Consider the following 20,525-nt stretch of genomic DNA (forward strand, 5'->3'; position numbering starts at 1 on the left):
TGGAAAATGAGAGTGGGTTAAGAAGTGCTGTGTGTATAGTGACATTAGGGATCCGAGCGAAGATGGGACAAGATGTGGCTGTAATGTACCTTAGCATTGCATATATCAAACATATTTTTAAATATAGCGGTAAAATAGCGGTAAAAGTGATATAATATAAACAGGAGGGATAACATGTTTAATCCTAAATTTACAAGTACTACGAAAATGATCAATAGCTTGCTTGAAATCCAGCGTGCAAGTGTGGTGATTGAGCAATTACCATTACCGGTAGATATTTTACAACAACTTCAAAAGGAAGCAAAAGAAACAACCGTTTTACTTTCTACAAGAATGGAAGGTAACGACCTTGAGGATGAAAAAAAACGTAGAGCACTGTATAAAAATAGTAACGTAGAGGATGAGCAAGAAGTATACAATTTGATGAAAGCGATCGATATACTTGATGATTCGGAACAAAGAGGACTTCCAGTCACAGAAGAATGGATAAAAAAGCTTCATGCCATTATTCGTATTTCTCATGGGGGACGACCAAAGTTCAGTGAATATCGAATGGAACAGAATAAGGTAGGTGACAGAAATCAATCTGGATTTTATTTGCCGCCCGAACATATCGATGTACCTATACTTATGGAGGATTATGTCGCTTGGTTAAATTCACCTAAGACACATGAATTGCCAGCTCCGATTCGTGCAGGTATAGCTATGTGGCAGTTTTTGACGATTCACCCCTACATGGATGGGAACGGGCGGGTAGCTAGGATGATTGCTACTTATATACTTCGACTTGGGGGTTATGGACTAAAAAGACTATTCGTTCTAGAAAATTTTTATGATCGAAATTTAAGTGATTACTATAAAGCTCTGCAGATGGGATTATCACATAATTATTATTTTGGCCGAAACGATGCAGATTTAACGCCATGGCTTGAGTACTTTCTTGGAGGATTAGCAGAAGTGTACTCTCAAGCAGCTGATATTGTTCGAGAGAAAAATGCAGAATTATTACGTGTTGAGCCAGACTTAATACGGCAACTTGATATTCAACAACGTCAATTGTTTCGCCAATTAGTGTTTAAACAAGATGAAATCACTACTCCGGAAATTATGATTCTTCTTGGAATGGGTGATCGTACAGCAAGAGAAAAAGTAAAGCAATGGATTGGCAGTGGTTTTCTGCAACCCAAAGATCCAAATGCGCAAAGGATTAGAAGTGTTGTGTTATCTCATTGGTATGAAGAGTTAGCAGATGTGATAAGAGAGAACCCTCAGCAATACAATTATTTGCTTTCCAAAGGGGACTACTAGGAAATAGATGCATCTTGAAGCATGCATGTTTACTTGTGAAATCGAGAGGGCTATATAAATTATTTGCAGATACAACAAAGGAAATCCTTACTTAGATACCTTTGTTGTATCTGCTTTATATTACGGAGTGTAATTTACGTGATCAGTTTCAGCCCAACCGCTGCCACCAAAATCATCGCGATAAACAGGATACGCTTCGCTTCTTTCCGTTCACCGAACAGGAACATGCCTGTTAACGTACTGCCGACCGTCCCGATCCCCGTCCACACGGCATACGCTGTGCCCATCGGAATAGACGTCATGGCGTAGGACAACAACGAGAAGCTGAACACAAACGACACCAGCATAAGTACGATGTATGGCCATCCTTTCTTGGTGGAAGCACCATTAATACCGATTACGCCGAAAATTTCACATATCCCTGCACCTACAATTGCCATCCAAGCCATTATACTGCACCTCCTTTGGCTTCTTGCTGATCCGTAACCAGCTTCAGTCCGATTACGCCGCAGAGCAGCAGCCCGATGAGCAATACTTTGGCCAAGCGGAACGGCTCACCGAACAGTACCATTTCCGTCAGGACGGTACCCGCCGTACCAATTCCCGTAAAGACGGCATACACCGTACCCACAGGCAGCCTTTTGGAAGCAGCAATGATCAGTCCAAAGCTGATCACGATGGCAATCCCCGTTAAAGTCCACTCCCAGGCATTCGAGGCATGTTTCAGCCCGCTTACCCAGACAATCTCAATAATTCCACCGATAAATACATATAACCAGTTGCGGTTCATGTTGTTAAATCTCCTTCCGGCACAACGCTTTGTGCCTCTTCGTTCAAATGATGAATGCCATGCCAAAATACAGGCCAGGCTGCTTCCAACCGTCTCTTGTACCGACGGGAACTTCCATAGATAATCTCCACGGTAATACCGTCGAGAAACGTCATAAATGCAACGGCGGCTTGTTCTGCGGGAATTGCTGGAATATCTCCATTGCGCATTGCCCTTTGCAGCAGACGAGTCAGTGCACGTTCCATACCATCGATAAACGGATACACCTGATCCATCACTTCTCCATACAGAGAAAGGGGTGGGTAAAAACAATTACGCAACATCAATCGAGCCGAAGCATGGGCATTGTATTCTTGTTCGAACCAGATCAGCAAACCCTTCAGCCTCTGCTCCAATGGCAGATCCGCATGATCACGGAAATATTCCAGTGTGTGCCGTGTTACCTCGTGAAATGCAAAGTCCAGTGTGTGTAAAAACAAGTCATCCTTGCAGCTGAAATGCGCATATATGGACGGTTTTTTAATCCCGACTTCATCAGCAATAGCTCTTAGAGAAGCTCCCTCATAGCCATCTCTGGCAAAATGGAACAGGGCTGCATCCCGAATGGATTGTGCAGTCATTCAATCACCTTCCTAACGGTCGTTAGGTAATTATATTTCCACACTTTACATCACCTGTCAAGATGAAAATATCCGCCTGCACAGTAGAGTACAGGCGGATATAACAGGTATGGATGTGGTTTCTGATCAAAAGGTCGTAAGACCCAGAATCAGTTGCAGCTTATATAGGATACCTTTCAAAAACGTAGTCTTCTCCTGAAACTCATCCAGGTCTAACGTGAACTCGGCATCATTATTATTCCAAATGCGCTCAAAATAATTCGCGATATCGAGTGTGAACTTATTGTCTGGAGGTGCAGCAACCCATAGATCATTCTCCAGATTGTAGTCATTCATGTTTCGTGGTGTAAAGTTGGTTGAACCCCCGAGGACAATATGATCTCCGGTTGCTTTGGCAAGATAGATCATCTTGGTATGGTATTGCTCCTTGGTGGTGTTATACCAGCGGATCTGAATTTTACCGTCCGATTTATCATACAATTCAGCAGCGACAGGACGGTTCGGAATCCCGATCTTTTCCTGACCAAAGGCATTTTCATTTGGATCCAGTACAAGCCGGATCTCGGTTCCTCGTTTTGCGGCTTCCAGCAGGGCTTCCAATACTTTCGGAGAGGCCACATAGAACATGCCCATCCATAAGGTGTCACCTTTGCCAGCTTGATTGATCTCATGGAGTACAGCGTCATTCACTTTGCCTTCAGTTAAATAGCGTATTCGCAAATCTCCCGTGTTTGAATTCGAGGAAGGAGCTGTGTAGGCAGGAACCTTGCCTCCGCCTGAGATGTCGAGAACAGCTTGCTCGGACTGAAGAATATCGCCAATGATTGGACCTGTTACTTCAAATGCAATATTCGAGTGGTAGGCACTCGCATCATGAATATTGCCAGAAGAGACAATCGCCGTCTTCTCACTAACAACAACTTTGCGATGATTGGCCTTCACGTTGAGCAGCTTGAGATAGGAACGGACCGTTACATCCGGACCATCCGTGGCCATGAGGTTTTTGATCCAGCCATCTCCGGATTGGCCAAACCATTGGAAGAAGGTCCGCCAGACCGCAGAGTATACTGGAGTTGAATCACGCAAAGGGTCCACATCCGTGATGACCACATGAATGCCTGCTTGTTTCATTTGTTCCAGCAACGGATTGGGTGCTGAGTTATAGTTGGTATTTACTTCATCTGTAATGAACCAGATGTCCATATCAGGATGTTGATTTTTTTTGGTGACCAGCGCTTCGGTGAATTCAGTACTCACGGGAGGAAAGTTCTGTCCCTTATGTTGATAATTATTGAACAGGAACATATCCACCAGGACAAACTGCTCTGCTTCCTCCACAATTTGCATCATCCGCTGGAAAATCTGCTGCTCGTGCTCCATCTGTCCGTCGGAGGAAGGATAAGTGAGGTCGTGCAGGAACTCGACTTGATCCACACGATACTCCGGACTTTCGTAGGAAATGCCCGCTGGTAATGGTTTGTAGGTCTGATAGAGCATGACGGCGATGAGCCATAGGACCAATAGGACAAGTCCTGTTCGTATGTATGGAAATTTGCCGCGTGAAGACTTGCGGTCTGATGTATGGCGGCGTAATGAGGCCAACGGTGGACTCCCCCTTCTGTACTTGCTGACTTCTATTACCACACGGATGATAACGTTGACGCAGGAGAACCCGCCAGCATAACGAATGTAGCGGTAAAATGCATATGGCAAAATTGGCAGTATGCAATCGACAGGTGTCTGAGCGTTGTGTATAATGAGTGTATTATTTTTGTAGAATGTTAGGGTTTTCATATGCCTGACAAGGACGGGGAACCAATGATATAACCTTTGAAATCTGGACATTTAGGAAAGAAAGTGGGTAATAAGGTGTATTCCATCAAACAAGTCGCTGCCATGCTCGGTATCCCGACGGTGACGCTCCGGGCTTGGGAGAATCGGTATAGTGCGGTCACCCCTGAGCGGACGGAATCGGGTTATCGAATGTATACCGAAGAGAATGTTGCGGATCTGCGCTGGTTGAAAGAACAGGTTGAGCTACATCAGACCAATATTTCGGAAGCGGTACGGATGTTGAAAGTAAACAAATTAAATCCGCCCGAGGCTGTGCCCACGCCGATCATGGCTCCGGTGCCTACGATGGAAGAAGCCTACGCACGCATGGCAGATCAGATCTATGACTCGCTCTACAACTTTCAGGGTGAACGTGCCAATGGTTTGATTGATTTTGGTTTCACCATGTATGGGTATGACTCGATGTTCTATCATGTGTTGGTGCCCATTCTGGTTCGGGTTGGAGATGCATGGGAGCAAGGCAGGGCTTCGGTGGCTCAGGAACACTTCATGACACAGCTGATATCACAGCGGTTTTATCAGTTTTTCCATCTGTTCCCGATCTATCCGCATCTGCCCAAAGTTCTGGCGTTGTGTCCGGAAGGGGAGCATCATCAGGTCGGATTGCTGCTGTTCTCTCTCTTTATGCGCAAAAATGGCGCGGAAGTACTGTATCTCGGTGCCAACACGCCAGAGGAAGGCATCTTCCCGATTATTCGGGAGCAAAAGATCAAGCTGGTCTGCCTTTCGATCACAAGTCCAGGGCTTCTTGAACGGTGTGATCAGCTCGTCGAGCGGATTATGAACGAGTTCCCGCATATTCGCTTTGTACTTGGAGGTAAAGGCTATGAGCGTGCAGAGCATGCACGTTATCCGCAATGGATTATGCCGGAGAGTTCAGCAGATTGGCAGTCATGGATGGAACGTGAGTATCTTATGGAGCGACCACCTGGTGCAAGGTTCGGACAGGCCACTAATTAAACATAATCTCAAATGATATGAATAGGTTAGTGTATAAAGGACATCCTTTGACGAAAGTGATCAAAGGGTGTTTTTTGTGTTTATAAATGGATTACCAGGTATTTTGACCGACGGGTCATTTTTTGGTTTACAAGGTCGTATAATATTTGTATTATATTTGTATAATGTTTTTGCTAGTTACCGCTTAAAGTGTTCTTGGGCGGTTTAATAATAGGTTAGGGGCTAGAGAACTATAGGAATTCCCTACATAGAAAGGTGAGTGGCATGATACCGAATCAACAACGCAAACGTGCAGCTGTCATTGGCGCAGGTCCAGGTGGACTTGCAGCAGCGATGTTATTGTCCGGTCAGGGGTACGAGGTAGATGTGTATGAGAAACAGCCAGTCATCGGGGGGCGTTCTGCCAGATTGGAACTGGGTGAATATCGATTCGACCGGGGTGCTACATTTTTGATGATGCCACAGCTGATCGAAGAGATGTTCGATGTGGTGGGACGCAAATTATCCGATTATGTGGATATGAAAGAGCTAACTCCGCTGTACGCACTGAACTTTGGTGACAAGGTGTTCAAGCCTTCTCGTAATCGGGAAGATACAGCTGCACAGATTAAGGAATTGTTTCCGGGCAATGAAGACAATTACCTTCGGTTCATGCAAGAAGAAGAAGTGAAATTTGGCAAAGTCATGCCTCTGCTCCGTCGTCCTTTTGGCAAGTTGACTGACTATCTACGCAAGGATGCGGTAACAGCTCTACCTAAGCTTGATGTCCACAATACGGTCTACGGGATCTTGTCCCGCTATTTTACAGATGAGCGTCTGCGCTGGGCATTTACATTTCAATCCAAATACCTTGGCATGTCTGCCTGGGATTGTCCGGGTACCTTTACCATATTATCGTTTATTGAGCATCACTACGGATTGTTCCACCCCATTGGCGGCGTGAATCGGATCTTCCAAGCCATGGCCGATGTCGTGGAAGAATACGGAGGACGCATACATACTTCCACCCCGGTGAAACAGGTCATCGTTCGCAATGGTCGTGCAGAAGGTGTGTTGCTTGAGAACGGTGAACGCATCGAAGCAGACCATGTGGTGGTGAACGCCGACTTTGCACATGCGGTTAACCATCTGTTTGAACCAGGCGTGCTTAAGAAATATACCCCGGAGAAAATGAAACGCAAAAAGTATTCCTGCTCTACAGCAATGCTGTATCTGGGCGTGGATGGTGATGTGGACCTGCCGCATCACTCGATCTATTTTCCCGAGGACTACCGGTTAAACGTTGATGAGATTACAAAGCATAAAATGTTATCAGCCGATCCATCTCTATATATTCATAACCCTTCCAGACTTGATTCGACGCTGGCACCGGAAGGGAAATCTGCTTTGTATGTTCTTATGCCTACGCCTAACCTTACCGCAGACATTGATTGGGAGGCAGAACGGGAGAATGTGCAGGAGGCCATGATGAAACGCATGGAAGGCATTCCTGAGCTGGCAGACATACGTAGCCGTATTGAAGAATGTATGCTGTTCACTCCACTTGATTGGGAGACTGAACTAGATGTGTATCGCGGAGCAACGTTTAATATGGCACATAACCTGGGTCAGATGATGTATCTGCGTCCCCATAACCAGTTTGAAGAGTTGAAAAGTGTATGGCTGGTAGGCGGCGGAACACATCCGGGCAGCGGGTTGCCCACGATTTTCGAATCGGCACGGATCAGTGTCAGACTGATTCAGGAAGAGGACGCACGCACACGTTCTAAGCCATCCACTTATGTGAAGACGGCAGAAGCCAGAGGGCATTCATGAAGCGGGCCGCTATTGTAGGCGCAGGGATTGGCGGACTTACTTCGGCACTGTTATTGAACCGTCAAGGCTGGGATGTCACCGTGTATGAACGGGGTTCCCGCGTTGGCGGACGCATTGGATATGAGCAGGAAGGCGAGTATCGGATCGATCAGGGGCCAACGATCGTACTGCTGCCGGAGATGTTACTTGGCATAATGGAGGAAGCAGGCGTAGATCGTTCGAAGATTGAGTTACTTCGCTGTGATCCGTTATACAGAGTGCATTATCACAGTGGTCGTGTCATGACCAAGATGACCTCACGTGAAGAACAGACGGCGGAGATTGAACGTTTGTTCCCGGGAGAGAGCCGGGGATTCACACGATTCATGAAAGATATGGACACGTTGTTTCCGGCAGGCAGGGCAGCGTTTCTGGAAAGGGCTTTTCCGCGCAAAAGGGATTTCTTCACCCCTTCGCTCATGTCACTCATGGGCAGATTGCGTGCACACAAAAGTGTCCGGAAAGCGGTAGGCGATTATTTTGAGCATGAGGAATTGCTTGATGCGTACTCTCTGCAAAGTTTATACATCGGTGGATCACCGTTTGGAACGCCAGGTATCTATTCCCTTTTACCTTACGCAGAGCATGAATATGGCATCTGGATGGTCAAAGGTGGATATGCAGCATTGCCGGCCATTCTGGAACAGGAACTGATATCACGTGGTGGACGTGTCGTGCTGAATTCGGAAGTGACCGGACTCAAGATTAAAAATGGTGTGTGTGAAGGTATAGAAACGGCAGCAGGCGCAGAAAATGTGGATGCAGTTATCTACAATGGTGATTTCCCCCATCTATCAGGTTTGCTTGGACAATCACCAGAGGTAGCACGTAAAAGAAAACCGTATCGCCCCTCTTCCGGATGTGTATTGCTCTATGTGGGCGTGGACAAAACCTGGGAAGATGCAACGACGCACCAGTTCTTCCTGCCACCGAGTCTTGAAGGCAGTTTGCAGGAAGTGTTCAATCAGCGACGCATTCCGGCAAAGTCCTCATTTTACGTATTTAATCCGGTCGCATTGGATGAAACTGCAGCGCCTCAAGGACAGAGTGTATTATATTTCCTCATTCCCGTACCAGATGCCGAAGGTGTCGACTGGGATCAGGAGAGTGAAGCATTGGCAGAACGGGTACTGGAAGAAGCGGAGCAACGTGGATTCCCGGGACTTCGTGCAGCGATCAAGTGGAAAAAGGTACGTACACCCGCTGACGCAGAGCGAGACGGGCTCTATGGGGGCGGAAGCTTTGGTATAGCACCTGTATTATTCCAGTCCGGTGTATACCGACCGCAACCCAAACCATTCCCTAATATAAAGGGATTATATGCCGCAGGAGCATCTGTACATCCAGGTGGCGGAGTGCCGATTGTAATGCAGAGTGCACGGATGGCCGTCAATCAACTCATGAAGGAGATGGGAACATGAATGATGCGATTTTGAGCAGGTGTGAAGAGTTGATGCAAAAGGGTTCTTCCTCTTTTTATCAGGCCTTTAGAGGGCTACCAAGTCCACGTCGGGAAGCGGTATATGTCATTTATGCCTTCTGCCGCATGATTGATGACAGTGTAGACGAGCCGGAACATTCGCCCTATACGATTCACGAGATCCATGATTTGTTTGATCAGTTGGACGACGCGGAAGGACATTTTATCTGGCCAGCACTGAGATGGTTGTTCAGCAGTTTCCCTCATCTGGATAAGGGGCCATTCTTCCGTCAGATGGAAGGGCAACTCACAGATCTTAAAGTAACGCATTATGCAACGATGCAGGAACTGGAGCATTATTGTTATCTGGTGGCCGGAACCGTAGGCGAGATGTTGTTGCCTGTATTGCGGGATGATAACGGCGCGGAAGTAGCCATGAACGGGATTGCTTTGGGTAAAGGGATGCAGATCGTCAATATTATTCGGGATGTTGGTGAAGATCGGGCCAGAGTGCGCCGGTATGTTCCGCTGGAGATCATGGAGAAGCATGGTTACTCCGAGCAGGACTTTGAAGACGGGGTCGTGGACGAGCGCTTTATTGCCATTGTTCATGAATTAAAAGCGGCAGCATTGAACTGGTTCCGTATTGGCATGGATCGTCTGGATACGTACCCAACGGAAAGTGCGTTTTCCATCGAGCTGGCAGCAGCCTTTTACTCCACCATTCTACACGCGGTTGAACGCAACGACTATGACGTATATACCAAACGGGCATATGTTAGCGATGAATTGAAACTGGAGATGCTGGGTGCGATTGTGAAACGTTACCCGATGCTGGCCTATCAAGCCTCCCGAACGGCGGTATCCTGATGATCCAGTGGCTTTACTGGGCGTGGTATGTCATTGGAGCAACCTTGATGCTAACGATTGGTGTGCCGGACGTATTGTCCTTTTCGAATGGTTTATTTCTAATCTTCTATGCATTGTATGTGCTGGATCTGATCTACCAAGGGCGTAATCGGACAGGCCTGTCCGACCAGTCAGTCATCTGGCTGAAACCCGGACTCTGGATATCATCTGTGATCATCTGGCTGGGAGGTATGGGCGTGGAGTGGGTAGGGGTTCACACCCATTGGCCCTTTGGGGAGTATGCCTACTCTGACTTCTTCGGAATACATCTGTTCAGTGTGCCTGTTACGCTGGGTTTTGCCTGGATCGCAGTGGTTGGTAACTCGGCGCTGTTAAGTGGTGGTGGTTCAACCTGGACGGGTAAATTGCTTCGAGCAGTGAAGACCGGGTTCTGGGCGATTGTAATCGATCTGGTACTCGACCCTGTTGCACATGCGAGAGGATTCTGGGAGTGGCAAGCTCCAGGTGGCTTCTACGGGGTTCCGTGGACCAATTACATAAGCTGGTTTATCATGGGTGCATTCTTATCTCTTTTCCTTCCGGCCATGCCTAATGACCGAAGCTCGTTGCTGTGTGCAAAATGGTTGTATCAGCTGTTTATTCTTCTGTTCGGCCTGCTTGCTCTAAAGGAAGGGATTACAGGCAGTTTTATCATCGCCATTGCTGGTGTGCTTCTTGCCGAAGGGAGCTGGCTCTATGATTCGCGCCGTAAAATCAAAACCGTTTAATCGTATTTTTGCCTTATACAATCACTATTATCTGCTACGTCGGCGCTTCCGCTCCTTCACGCTCACAGGGTCACTGGACCCACAGGTGGACATCAGGGACAACTCCCCGATTGAAGCGACTCGTCCGGTGATCTATTTCATGAATCACAGCTCCTGGTGGGATGGTCTGCTGCTCTATCATGCGGCCAGGCAGACATCGCGGGGTGATCATTATGTGATGATGGAGGAGCAACAGCTTCAGCAATATGCTTTTTTTCGTAAATTGGGTGCGTATTCGATCAATAAGGAGAGTGCGTCCGGTATTCGGACCTCTCTACAGTACACCAGTGAATTATTGGATTCAGGTAAAAGGGTCTGGATTTTTCCCCAAGGAGAAATATTGCATCAGGAGGCCAGACCAATTCAGTTCCGTCCAGGCATCGGATTGTTGCTTCGTCGTTCTCCGAATGCCATCGCCGTACCGGTAACCTTGTGCCATGGGATGGTCCGGCATGATCTACCGGAAATATCGATGCAGGCGGGCCCAGCTGTGATGGAAGACTGGAAGGCGTTGAAGAGTGAAGAGATTGCCGCCAGACTCGGCCATGTGCTGGAACAGCAGTTAGACGATCATAGATCAGAGCTTATACGGATGGGGCAGGGAAGTTTGCCAGATGCGATTCCACTGATTCGTCATGTACGTTCGACAAGTGAAAAATACGATGCGGCACGAAAGCGGGTGAACCGTTAGCATGAATGCATCTGAAATCTTCTGGATTGTGCTTACCTGCATATTGGGCATACAGTTGCTGTTCGCTCTATGGAATGTCTCCTGTCTGCCCAAAGTACGTTCATTCCGGGCAGACAAGATACAACCACCAGACCTGCTGGTCTCGGTACTGATTCCAGCCAGAAATGAAAGACTACATATCGAAGGATGTCTTGAAAGTGTACTCGCGAGTGATACAACAGGATTCCGGATGGAAGTATTGGTGCTGGATGATCGCTCCGAAGATGAGACAGCGGCCATGGTACAAGCGATTGCGGATCGCGATGCACGTGTGCGTCTACTTCATGGTGTTGATCTTCCCGAGGGCTGGATGGGGAAATCCCATGCGTGTCACAGGCTGGTTCAGGAGGCCAAGGGAGAATGGTATATGTTCGTGGATGCGGATGTGCGTCTGGAGCCAAGTGCCATTCGGCAGACTCTTGCGGCAGGGTGTGAGCAGAGCGGGGGTCTGGTAACCGGTTTTCCTTATCAAGTAACGAAGACGTGGATGGAAAAGCTTGTTGTACCCATGATGGTCTTCACCATCATCAGTCATCTGCCCATTTTCATGATACGCAGATCATCCAGTCCGATGTTTGTGGCCGCTACGGGGGCTTTTTTGCTGATTCATCGCTCCAGTTACGAGGCTTCCGGTGGTCATGCTGCCATTCAGGCGCATCTGGTGGATGACATGAGTCTCGCCAAAGCGGTTAAACGTGCAGGTCATCCGGTGATGCTGACAGACGTGCATGACGTAACGAATACCCGCATGTATCAGAACGGTGCAGAAGTATGGAATGGATACAAGAAAAACATGTACGAAGGTATGGGGCGCAAAGACGTGCTGCTGCTTGGCACGATGTTAATGTATACACTGATGTATATTGTGCCTCCACTAGGATTGATTATTGGACTCCTTATGGGCAGTTCGATGTCCATTCTGTATGGATTGTTAGGAACTTTAGTAGGTATGGCTGTGAAAAGAGTAGCGGATCATGCTGGCGGACAACCCTGGTGGCTCGCCCTTCTGCAACCGGTCAGCATGGCCTGTGTCATTGCCATCGGACTTGCTTCCTGGCAGGCAGGCCGCTCCGGCAAGGGGTATGTATGGAAAGGTAGGCGGTACAGTTGAGAGGTAACGTCATTATTATCGGTGCAGGATTCGGAGGCTTGTCGTGTGCGATACGACTGGCTTCACAAGGTGTGCAGGTGACCATTCTGGAACGGCAGCAACACGTAGGTGGCAAGCTGCAGCAGATTGAGCGGGACGGGTATCATTTTGACCGTGGACCGAGCACGATCACGATGCCATCGACCTTTCGTTCCGTCTTCGATCATGCGGGAGTAGCAATGGAAGATTACGTACAGCTATATGAGTTAGAGCCGCGCACGCGTAATGTATTCGCAGATGGCACAGTGGTAGATTTGTCAGGCAATCGCAGGTGGATGAAGGAACAGATCGCGGCGTACAGTCCGGAGGATGCAGCTCGTTATGATGCATTTATGGATGAGTCTGCTGCACTGTATGCGGAAGCCAATCGTCATTTTCTAGGTAAGTTGCTGCTGTCTCCTTCTGACAAATACAATCTCCAAATGCTGCGCAGCCTGCTCCGCGTGCGGCCAACGGTGAAGCTGGATAAGCTACTGCGCTCGTATTTCCAACATCCGCATACGCTGGCTATGTTCGGACGGTACGCGACCTATGTGGGATCATCACCGTATCAATCGCCTTCCATCTTTGCCATGATGGGGCATGTGGAAGCAGAAGTCGGCATCTACGGGGTCAAAGGTGGAACCTATCAACTGATCGAAGGTATGACCCGGCTGGCTCGGGAACAAGGTGTACAGATCATTACCGGCACAGAGGTCCGGCAGATTGTTGTTCGGAATGGAAAAGTGGCTGGCGTGGATACGGATCAAGGCTTCCGCGAAGCAGATCAAGTGGTTGCGAATGGAGATGTGCTTAGCGTAAATCGACTGCTGCTCGCACCGGAACATCGGAAAGAGATGAGCAATGCGCGCATACGGAAGTATGAGCCGTCCATTTCAGGATTTGTGACGCTAGCGGGTGTGCGAAGGCAATATGATGCGTTGTTACACCATACGGTCTTTTTCCCGGAACGGTATGAACCGGAGTTCGACCATATTTTCCGTGATCGTAAAATGCCTGTCGATCCGACGATCTACATCTGTTATTCCGGTTATTCGGAAGCAGGCATGGCCCCGGCGGGAGCCAGTAACCTATTCATTCTAGTCAATGCCCCCTACTTGTCGGATTCGTGGAATTGGGAGCAGCAGACGGAACGTTACGGTGCGTTTGTACTGGAACAATTGGCAACGCGGGGAATTACCGGGTTGAACCAATCCGATGTGCTTATCCGGTACACGCCGCGAGATATTGAACGGGATACCTTGGCGCACCAAGGGTCGATCTACGGCATCTCGTCCAACTCCGTGAAGCAGACCTTTATGCGACCAGGCAACCGAAGCAAAGATGTACAAGGTCTCTGGTACGTGGGCGGAACCACGCATCCAGGCGGTGGAACCCCGATTGTAACGTTGTCCGGACAGCTTGTTGGTGAGCAGTTGGCATCTGAAATCTTGAGATAGTTCGTTGTGCAGATGATGGAGTGAAAATGTGTTTTGTTGATCCATGTGCGTGTGTATCGTCTCTGCTAACCAGCTTCGAAGATGCGACAGATGATCCGTGCTTTTGAGTAGGCATGAGATAGTGGTGCTCCGGGATTTAAGTGAGACATTTAGTGTCGGGGCATCCTTTCAATAGCCGGTTTGGAACGTTATACTGGATAGAGTTAAACTGCTGAGCTGCAATGCTTATAGGATTAATGTTTTTGTCTTTTGCAAAAGACGTATATACATAGAAGTAAGGAACTGGCAGGTTATCCTGTCGATCCGCACGATTCTCACATAGGAGGTCTCATCATGAATGAACAAGAGCGAGCCGGCGAACGGCTGCTTCCCGAAGTGGCTACGGGAGAACGGAAGCTAGAGCACGTGCGCCTCTGTCTTGAGGAGAATGTGGCAGGAGAAGGGGTAACCAGCGGTATGGAGCGGTTTGCGTTTCGCCATCACCCACTGCCGGAACTGGATTTTGAAGAGGTGCATCTGGAGACTTCGTTTATTGGCAAAAAGGTGCGTACACCCTTGCTCATCAGTTCGATGACGGGTGGAAGCAAAACAACGGGCGCGATCAATGAGCGCCTCGCCCGAGTAGCAAACGCCAGAGGCTGGGCGCTCGGCGTAGGTTCGATCCGGGCTGCCGTAGAACAGCCGGAACTGGCGAGTACCTTCGATGTCCGCCGTTGGGCACCGGACATCCCGGTTATTGCTAACCTGGGTGCGGTGCAGCTGAACTATGGTTTCACAACAGCTGACTTCCAGCGCGCTGTAGATATTGCGGGAGCGGACATGCTCGTGCTTCATCTGAACACGTTGCAGGAAGTTTTCCAGCCGGAAGGGAACACCAACTTTAGCGGATTATTTCAGCGGATTGAGAACTTGTGTCGTGAGCTAGACGTGCCTGTTGGCGTAAAAGAAGTAGGTTTTGGCATCGATGGTGTGACAGCTCAACGCCTATATGAAGCGGGTGTAGCGTTTATCGATGTAGCCGGGGCAGGTGGTACAAGCTGGGTACAGGTGGAGAAGTACCGCAACAATAACCCGGTACGCCGGGCAGCTGCGGAAGCTTTTGCCGACTGGGGCATTCCCACAGCGGAGTGTATTCAGGAAGTACGAGCGCTCAACCCTACTGGTGCCCTGATTGGCAGCGGTGGACTGTACACTGGCGTGGATGCGGCCAAAGCCCTCGCGCTCGGTGCGGACCTGGCTGGTTTTGGCCGATCTCTGCTCGAATCCGCAGTCGCTTCCGATGATGCGCTGAACGAGCGGCTGGAACAGGTTGAATTCGAGTTGCGTACCGTCATGTTCGGCATTGGTGCAGGGCGGATTGATGATTTGAAGCAGACGTCACGTCTGGTGGAGCGGCGTTAGGCCGGGGTTGAAATGAAGATGATATAAACTTCATTAGGAGTTATTTAATTATCTATTTTGAGTCTACTCATATTGCTTGCTATATAATCTGGAACAAAAATAGTGTAGAGGATACTTCATTAAGAAGTATCCTCTACACTATTTATAATATTAAAATTGTCGGGCACTGATATTCATATCCATTTTATGACCTGTTGAACTATAGATATAAACTTTGACGTTTGTTGTGCCTATGACACCTATTCTTGTTGTTTTTTGAGTCCCTTTCTTGATTGGAATGTCAATGGGGGAAAGATTGCCCACGGTAATTTTGGCATAAATAGTATCCGTACTATTGTTTTGAATCCAAACATCTGCATCTTCTCCATTGTCAGGAACCAATGTGAATGATTTTTCGTACGCATTGTAACTGCTGTAATTGAATGGTCTGATAAGCTGTACATCCATTGGATTGATAATCGAATCCTCAGTGTTCTCCATAGTGATTGGAGAAGTAGTAAGAGCATCTTGCACTCTATCCTCTAAATCAACAGCACTAGCTGGATGTGCAGAAAGTAATATGGACAAAGCTACGCCTGCACCTAAAATTATGTTGAATAACAATGTAATTTCCTCCTTATTCAGTGTTATGTAATAATGTTTCAATTACTTACATAATCGTGTTGTCGAATTATTACATACATTCCTCTTTCACGGTGACCTTCTCATTGGTTACAGTAACGTAGGAATTACCGGATAAGTATTCCGTATAACCGCAAACCGTTTTATTATAGGTTTTTCCGCGGCTGTCCGTAAACGCCAAGGAGACGACCCCCTCCCCGGAACGTTTCAGCTGCGGGGCGAATTTCACGTTTGCTCCGCTGGGAATATCCTTATTGAATACGTAGGTGGAGCCACTCTCATTGTTGTTTAACGAGTTGTCGCCTTGGACTAGGCTAGCCTGAATATTAGTGAGGTCATAGTCGGACTGATTGTGGATCGTGATCCTTAAGTGGCGAAAGGGATCCATTGCATTCAGAAAGCTCATAAAAGCGACGATGGCGATTCCGAGTATGATAACAGACAAGATAATAATTTTCTTTTTGGAGAATCGGCGACGTGTGTTCAATATGATCCACTCCCTTCCTTCATGAGGTATAGACGATGAGAAGAGATCAAAAGTTATAAATAAAATGGATAAATATGAAATTGAAGCTCGAATCGTTAGAATAACTTCATGCGCTAACTGGGAGAACAGGATACAATAAGATATTAGTAGTGCAAAAAGCACTGCACAGAGATCATACATAATGAAGATCACTCGAAATAAGGAGGGGAAAAAGTTGAAACTTTCTCCAATGAATCAGGAAGATTATGCGAGTTTTCGCATTCGATCGATTAAGGATTTTGCACAGGAAAAAGTAGAAGCGGGCACTTGGGCTGAGGAAGAGGCGCAGCAACTTGCCGAGGAATCTTATGAACGTTATCTGCAAGAAGGCTTGAACACACCCGGAGCGTATCTCTACAATCTGGTGCATCCTGTGGACGGAAATGTAGGGTATATCTGGTTTAATATCACGGATAATCGTCGTGGAAAAGATGCTTTTTTGCTGGATATTGTGGTTGAAGAAGCGCACCGTGGTAAGGGATACGGAACAGAGACGATGCAGGCGCTTGAACAGACGGCCTTGAGTCTTGGCGTGGATCGCATTGGTTTGCATGTGTTTGGACATAATGTGCGGGCGAGCAGCCTGTATCGCAAGATGGGATATGAGGTAACGGATCTGACGATGTACAAGGAAATCAAAGGGTAAACCTAATAGCGGATAATCTAGGCCAAACTTAAGATCTGCGCAAAACGAATTATCTGCATTAACCAGGGATTTCGGGGAGCGGAAGGGACTCTGGTCGAATTGGCGAAGTTCCTTGATGCCTTGAGGTTTGTCATATATAATGTATAGGATTATCCATACCGAACAAGTAATCAATGAGGAGTTGTCATATACATGGCTTTGAAAGCTGGAATTGTAGGACTTCCGAACGTCGGAAAATCTACGTTGTTTAACGCAATTACACAAGCAGGTGCCGAGTCGGCCAACTATCCGTTCTGTACGATTGACCCTAACGTAGGGATCGTTGAAGTACCGGACGAGCGTTTGGATAAATTGACAGAACTCGTTGTACCAAAGAAAACAGTACCAACGGCGTTTGAGTTTGTAGATATCGCGGGTCTTGTTCGCGGTGCGAGCAAAGGTGAAGGTCTCGGTAACAAGTTCCTTGCCCACATTCGTGAAGTAGACGCAATTGTACACGTGGTACGTTGCTTTGTAGATGAGAACATTACACACGTCGATGGTAAAATTGACCCGGTGAGCGACATCCAGACGATCAATCTGGAGCTGATCCTGGCCGATATCGAGAGTGTTGAGAAGAAAATCGATCGCTCCAAGAAAAACATGAAGGGCGGCAACAAGACTGCCTCTCAAGAAGTAGAAGTATTGGAGAGAGTGAAGGCTGTTCTGTACGATGACAAGCCGGCACGCAGCATGGAACTTACGGATGATGAGCTTCTGATCGTGCGCGATCTGCACTTGCTTACCCTGAAGCCTGTTCTGTACGCAGCCAATGTAGCTGAGGACGAAATCGGCGACGTGGCGAACAATGCCTACGTGCAAAAAGTAAGAGAATTCGCAGCTGCTGAGAACGCAGAAGTGGTGCCAATCAGTGCAAAGGTTGAAGAAGAGATCTCTGAGCTGGAAGGCGAAGATAAACAAATGTTCCTGGAAGAACTCGGTATCGAGGATTCCGGTCTGAACCTGTTGATCAAAGCGGCTTACAAATTGCTCGGTCTGTACACATACTTTACAGCAGGTGTACAGGAAGTTCGTGCTTGGACAATCCGTAAAGGTACAAAGGCGCCTGGCGCAGCGGGTGTCATTCACACCGACTTCGAACGCGGATTCATCCGTGCAGAAGTGGTTTCTTACGACGATCTGGTTGCAGCGGGTTCCATGAACGGTGCCAAAGAGCGCGGACAACTTCGTCTTGAGGGTAAAGAGTACGTTGTAAATGACGGCGACGTTATGCACTTCCGTTTCAACGTATAAGTTGTTACACCTTTATATGTAGATTCAATAACATGACCCTGCGACCTTCTTGTGAAGTTCGTGGGGTCTTTGACTTAGAGTTTTGCAGTGCGGAACAAGAAAAACCACCGGGATTAGGTTGGACGAATTGCAATCCGGTGGTTTTTCATTCGTTTGATTGAAATTCGCCGTGGTCGCCCACCGGCCTTTGTTAGAGAAGTCACGATGTTAGCGCATCGTGGCTTTTGTTTATTTTACATTTCGGAACAATATCGAACAACAATTTCATTTTGTAGAACTAAAAATTAGTTAATCCGCATGCGGAATAGTTACTATTCAGAACCATAAGAATATGCTATAATTAAGAGTCGTATACCACGTTAAAATTCGCGCTGTAACAGATGAGCTTAAGCGAGTTTCATACAGGGTACGCGATTTCTTGATTTCACTTTAAAAGTAAAGGATTTGATGACGTTGTAGCGATGTTATACGTCGATCATACAGGAATGTGAATACATGCTGCGGTCAGGGGATTCGGTGAGAATCCTGTGCGTTGTGGAATATAGATTATAGATGTTATGAATAATGAAACCGAAATAATTATTGAAAACGATATTTGCATGGACAAAATAATGTGTGAGGTGACTATACATGTTGGATAAATTACAGGCGTTAGCCGACCGTTATGACAAGTTGAGCGAGCTTTTGTGTGACCCGGATGTGGCAAGTGACAACAAAAAGCTGCGGGAATACTCCAAAGAACAATCCGATCTGCAACCGACTTATGAAGCGTACAATGAATACAAACAGGTAAGTCAGGATCTCGAAGCTGCGAAGGAAATGCAGGGTGAGAAACTGGATGATGAGATGCGTGAAATGGTCAAAATGGAAATTGACGAACTGAGCACTCGCCAGAAGGAACTGGACGAATTGATTCGTGTACTCATGCTGCCAAAAGATCCGAATGACGACAAAAACGTTATTGTTGAGATTCGCGGAGCAGCTGGTGGAGATGAAGCAGCGTTGTTTGCAGCAGATCTGTATCGGATGTACACACGTTATGCAGATGCACAAGGCTGGCGTGTAGAGCTGATGGACGTTAACACAAATGATCTCGGTGGATTCAAAGAGGTTGTTTTCCTGATCAACGGACGCGGCGCATACAGCAAAATGAAATACGAAAGCGGCGCACACCGTGTACAGCGTATTCCAACAACCGAATCCGGCGGACGTATTCATACGTCAACTTCAACGGTTGCGGTTATGCCTGAAGCCGAAGATTTTGATATCGAAATTCATGATAAAGACATCCGTGTTGATACGTTCTGTTCCAGTGGTGCCGGTGGACAGTCGGTTAATACCACAAAATCCGCAGTACGGGTAACGCACGTTCCAACTGGAATCGTGGCGACATGTCAGGATGGAAAATCACAGAACTCCAACAAGGAAAAAGCGTTGCAGGTTCTGCGTACACGTATCTTCGATATGAAACGTATGGAAGAGGAAGCGAAGATCTCTGTTGAGCGGAAGAGCAAAGTGGGAACGGGCGACCGCAGTGAGCGTATTCGTACGTACAATTTCCCGCAAAGCCGTGTGACGGATCACCGTATCGGTCTGACGATGCACAAGCTGGATCAGATCATGAACGGAGAGATTGAAGATATCTTGTCTGCACTGACGATTGCTCAGCAGACCGAGTTGATGGATAGAGGAGAATAATCTGTGACCCGCGCGCAGTTTGTCATGACGCCGGAACAGAGCTGTCGGGAAGCCTTCGTGGAGGCTTCCTCTTTTTTGGAGAAGTGCGGCGTATACGAGCCGCAAAACAATGCCAGGCTGCTGCTGGAACATGTACTCGGCGTCTATGGCGCCGCGTATTACATGATGCAGCCGGAGCCCTTTCCCAGCGAGCATCGCAGCCGCTGGGAGGACGCCGTCACGCGCAAGGCTGCGGGTGAGCCGGCGCAATACATTATCGGCAGCCAGGAATTCTACGGGCTGCCGTTCGAAGTCACGCCGGCCGTGCTGATTCCGCGGCCGGAGACCGAGCTGTTGGTCGAGGCTGTGCTGCGCGAAGCCGACCGCGTGTTTCCTGACGGCGCTCCGCTCGCCGTCGATATTGGCACGGGCAGTGGTGCCATCGCGGTGACGATGGCTTCACTGCGCCCGCGCTGGCAGGTCGGCGCCGGGGATCTCTCGGCGGCTGCCCTGCAAGTGGCCGCGCGGAACGCGGCCGCGAACGGGGTACAGATCGACTT

General features: G+C 48.0%; 20 protein-coding genes. 14 read left to right on the forward strand and 6 right to left on the reverse strand.

The window, feature by feature from the left end; translation table 11 throughout:
• The first annotated feature begins 174 nt into the window (after positions 1–174).
• Positions 175–1,308: a Fic family protein gene (locus D829_RS0126270; protein WP_017691900.1), complete on the forward strand. Its 1,134-nt coding sequence runs from the start codon at positions 175–177 to the stop codon at positions 1,306–1,308.
• Positions 1,309–1,442: 134 nt separating this feature from the next.
• Here the strand turns inward: D829_RS0126270 and D829_RS0126275 are convergent, their stop codons facing one another.
• The 4 genes from D829_RS0126275 to D829_RS0126290 all read right to left on the reverse strand — a co-directional run bounded on the left by D829_RS0126275 (position 1,443) and on the right by D829_RS0126290 (position 4,215).
• Positions 1,443–1,757 (reverse strand): multidrug efflux SMR transporter, encoded by a 315-nt coding sequence (locus D829_RS0126275; RefSeq protein ID WP_017691901.1) that lies wholly within the window; start codon positions 1,755–1,757, stop codon positions 1,443–1,445.
• A complete protein-coding gene (locus D829_RS0126280; protein ID WP_017691902.1) occupies positions 1,757–2,098 on the reverse strand; it encodes a multidrug efflux SMR transporter in 342 nt (113 codons plus the stop codon). Before D829_RS0126280 ends, D829_RS0126275 begins: the two co-directional genes overlap by 1 nt.
• Positions 2,095–2,718, reverse strand: coding sequence for a TetR/AcrR family transcriptional regulator (locus tag D829_RS0126285; RefSeq protein ID WP_017691903.1), 624 nt, complete (start codon positions 2,716–2,718; stop codon positions 2,095–2,097). The genes D829_RS0126280 and D829_RS0126285 overlap by 4 nt, the downstream gene beginning before the upstream one ends.
• A 126-nt stretch (positions 2,719–2,844) precedes the next feature.
• Positions 2,845–4,215 carry a phospholipase D family protein gene (locus tag D829_RS0126290; RefSeq protein ID WP_152417151.1) on the reverse strand — a complete coding sequence of 457 codons (1,371 nt, stop codon included), beginning with the start codon at positions 4,213–4,215 and terminating at the stop codon, positions 2,845–2,847.
• 372 nt (positions 4,216–4,587) lie between these two features.
• Between D829_RS0126290 and D829_RS0126295 the strand changes: the two genes are divergently transcribed.
• The 9 genes from D829_RS0126295 (at position 4,588) to fni (ending at position 15,202) form a co-directional block, all read left to right on the forward strand.
• Entirely contained in the window at positions 4,588–5,532 is a 945-nt protein-coding gene (locus D829_RS0126295) for a MerR family transcriptional regulator (RefSeq protein ID WP_017691905.1), read from the forward strand.
• Positions 5,533–5,796: 264 nt separating this feature from the next.
• Complete coding sequence (gene crtI, locus D829_RS0126300) at positions 5,797–7,347, forward strand: phytoene desaturase family protein (RefSeq protein ID WP_017691906.1); 1,551 nt, start codon at positions 5,797–5,799, stop codon at positions 7,345–7,347.
• Entirely contained in the window at positions 7,344–8,807 is a 1,464-nt protein-coding gene (gene crtI, locus D829_RS0126305) for a phytoene desaturase family protein (RefSeq protein ID WP_017691907.1), read from the forward strand. Before crtI (D829_RS0126300) ends, crtI (D829_RS0126305) begins: the two co-directional genes overlap by 4 nt.
• Positions 8,804–9,676 (forward strand): phytoene/squalene synthase family protein, encoded by an 873-nt coding sequence (locus D829_RS31995; RefSeq protein ID WP_017691908.1) that lies wholly within the window; start codon positions 8,804–8,806, stop codon positions 9,674–9,676. The genes crtI (D829_RS0126305) and D829_RS31995 overlap by 4 nt, the downstream gene beginning before the upstream one ends.
• Positions 9,676–10,443: a carotenoid biosynthesis protein gene (locus tag D829_RS0126315; RefSeq protein WP_017691909.1), complete on the forward strand. Its 768-nt coding sequence runs from the start codon at positions 9,676–9,678 to the stop codon at positions 10,441–10,443. Before D829_RS31995 ends, D829_RS0126315 begins: the two co-directional genes overlap by 1 nt.
• On the forward strand, positions 10,412–11,173 hold the full coding sequence (locus tag D829_RS0126320; RefSeq protein WP_017691910.1) for a lysophospholipid acyltransferase family protein: 762 nt from the start codon (positions 10,412–10,414) through the stop codon (positions 11,171–11,173). Before D829_RS0126315 ends, D829_RS0126320 begins: the two co-directional genes overlap by 32 nt.
• A gap of 1 nt (position 11,174) precedes the next feature.
• A complete protein-coding gene (locus D829_RS0126325; RefSeq protein ID WP_017691911.1) occupies positions 11,175–12,323 on the forward strand; it encodes a glycosyltransferase family 2 protein in 1,149 nt (382 codons plus the stop codon).
• Complete coding sequence (crtI, locus tag D829_RS0126330; RefSeq protein WP_017691912.1) at positions 12,320–13,801, forward strand: phytoene desaturase family protein; 1,482 nt, start codon at positions 12,320–12,322, stop codon at positions 13,799–13,801. The genes D829_RS0126325 and crtI (D829_RS0126330) overlap by 4 nt, the downstream gene beginning before the upstream one ends.
• Positions 13,802–14,134: 333 nt before the next feature.
• Positions 14,135–15,202 (forward strand): type 2 isopentenyl-diphosphate Delta-isomerase, encoded by a 1,068-nt coding sequence (gene fni / locus D829_RS0126335; protein WP_017691913.1) that lies wholly within the window; start codon positions 14,135–14,137, stop codon positions 15,200–15,202.
• 150 nt (positions 15,203–15,352) lie between these two features.
• Here fni and D829_RS0126340 read toward each other — a convergent pair whose 3' ends face one another.
• The gene (locus tag D829_RS0126340; RefSeq protein WP_017691914.1) at positions 15,353–15,805 is read right to left on the reverse strand and encodes a hypothetical protein; all 453 of its coding nucleotides are present in this window, start codon (positions 15,803–15,805) and stop codon (positions 15,353–15,355) included.
• 70 nt (positions 15,806–15,875) lie between these two features.
• Positions 15,876–16,310 carry a hypothetical protein gene (locus D829_RS0126345; RefSeq protein WP_017691915.1) on the reverse strand — a complete coding sequence of 145 codons (435 nt, stop codon included), beginning with the start codon at positions 16,308–16,310 and terminating at the stop codon, positions 15,876–15,878.
• Between the two features lie 214 nt (positions 16,311–16,524).
• Between D829_RS0126345 and D829_RS0126350 the strand changes: the two genes are divergently transcribed.
• From D829_RS0126350 to D829_RS0126365, 4 genes are all read left to right on the forward strand, one after another.
• The gene (locus D829_RS0126350; protein ID WP_017691916.1) at positions 16,525–16,995 is read left to right on the forward strand and encodes a GNAT family N-acetyltransferase; all 471 of its coding nucleotides are present in this window, start codon (positions 16,525–16,527) and stop codon (positions 16,993–16,995) included.
• A gap of 192 nt (positions 16,996–17,187) precedes the next feature.
• The gene (gene ychF / locus D829_RS0126355) at positions 17,188–18,288 is read left to right on the forward strand and encodes a redox-regulated ATPase YchF (RefSeq protein WP_017691917.1); all 1,101 of its coding nucleotides are present in this window, start codon (positions 17,188–17,190) and stop codon (positions 18,286–18,288) included.
• A 630-nt stretch (positions 18,289–18,918) separates the two neighbouring features.
• Positions 18,919–19,986: a peptide chain release factor 1 gene (prfA, locus tag D829_RS0126360; RefSeq protein WP_017691918.1), complete on the forward strand. Its 1,068-nt coding sequence runs from the start codon at positions 18,919–18,921 to the stop codon at positions 19,984–19,986.
• Positions 19,987–20,010: 24 nt separating this feature from the next.
• Positions 20,011–20,525, forward strand: a 515-nt coding sequence (locus D829_RS0126365) for a HemK/PrmC family methyltransferase (protein ID WP_026081438.1), incomplete at its 3' end; no start/stop codon positions are given.

The sequence above is a fragment of the Paenibacillus sp. PAMC 26794 genome, assembly GCF_000316035.1.
GTDB lineage: Bacteria > Bacillota > Bacilli > Paenibacillales > Paenibacillaceae > Paenibacillus.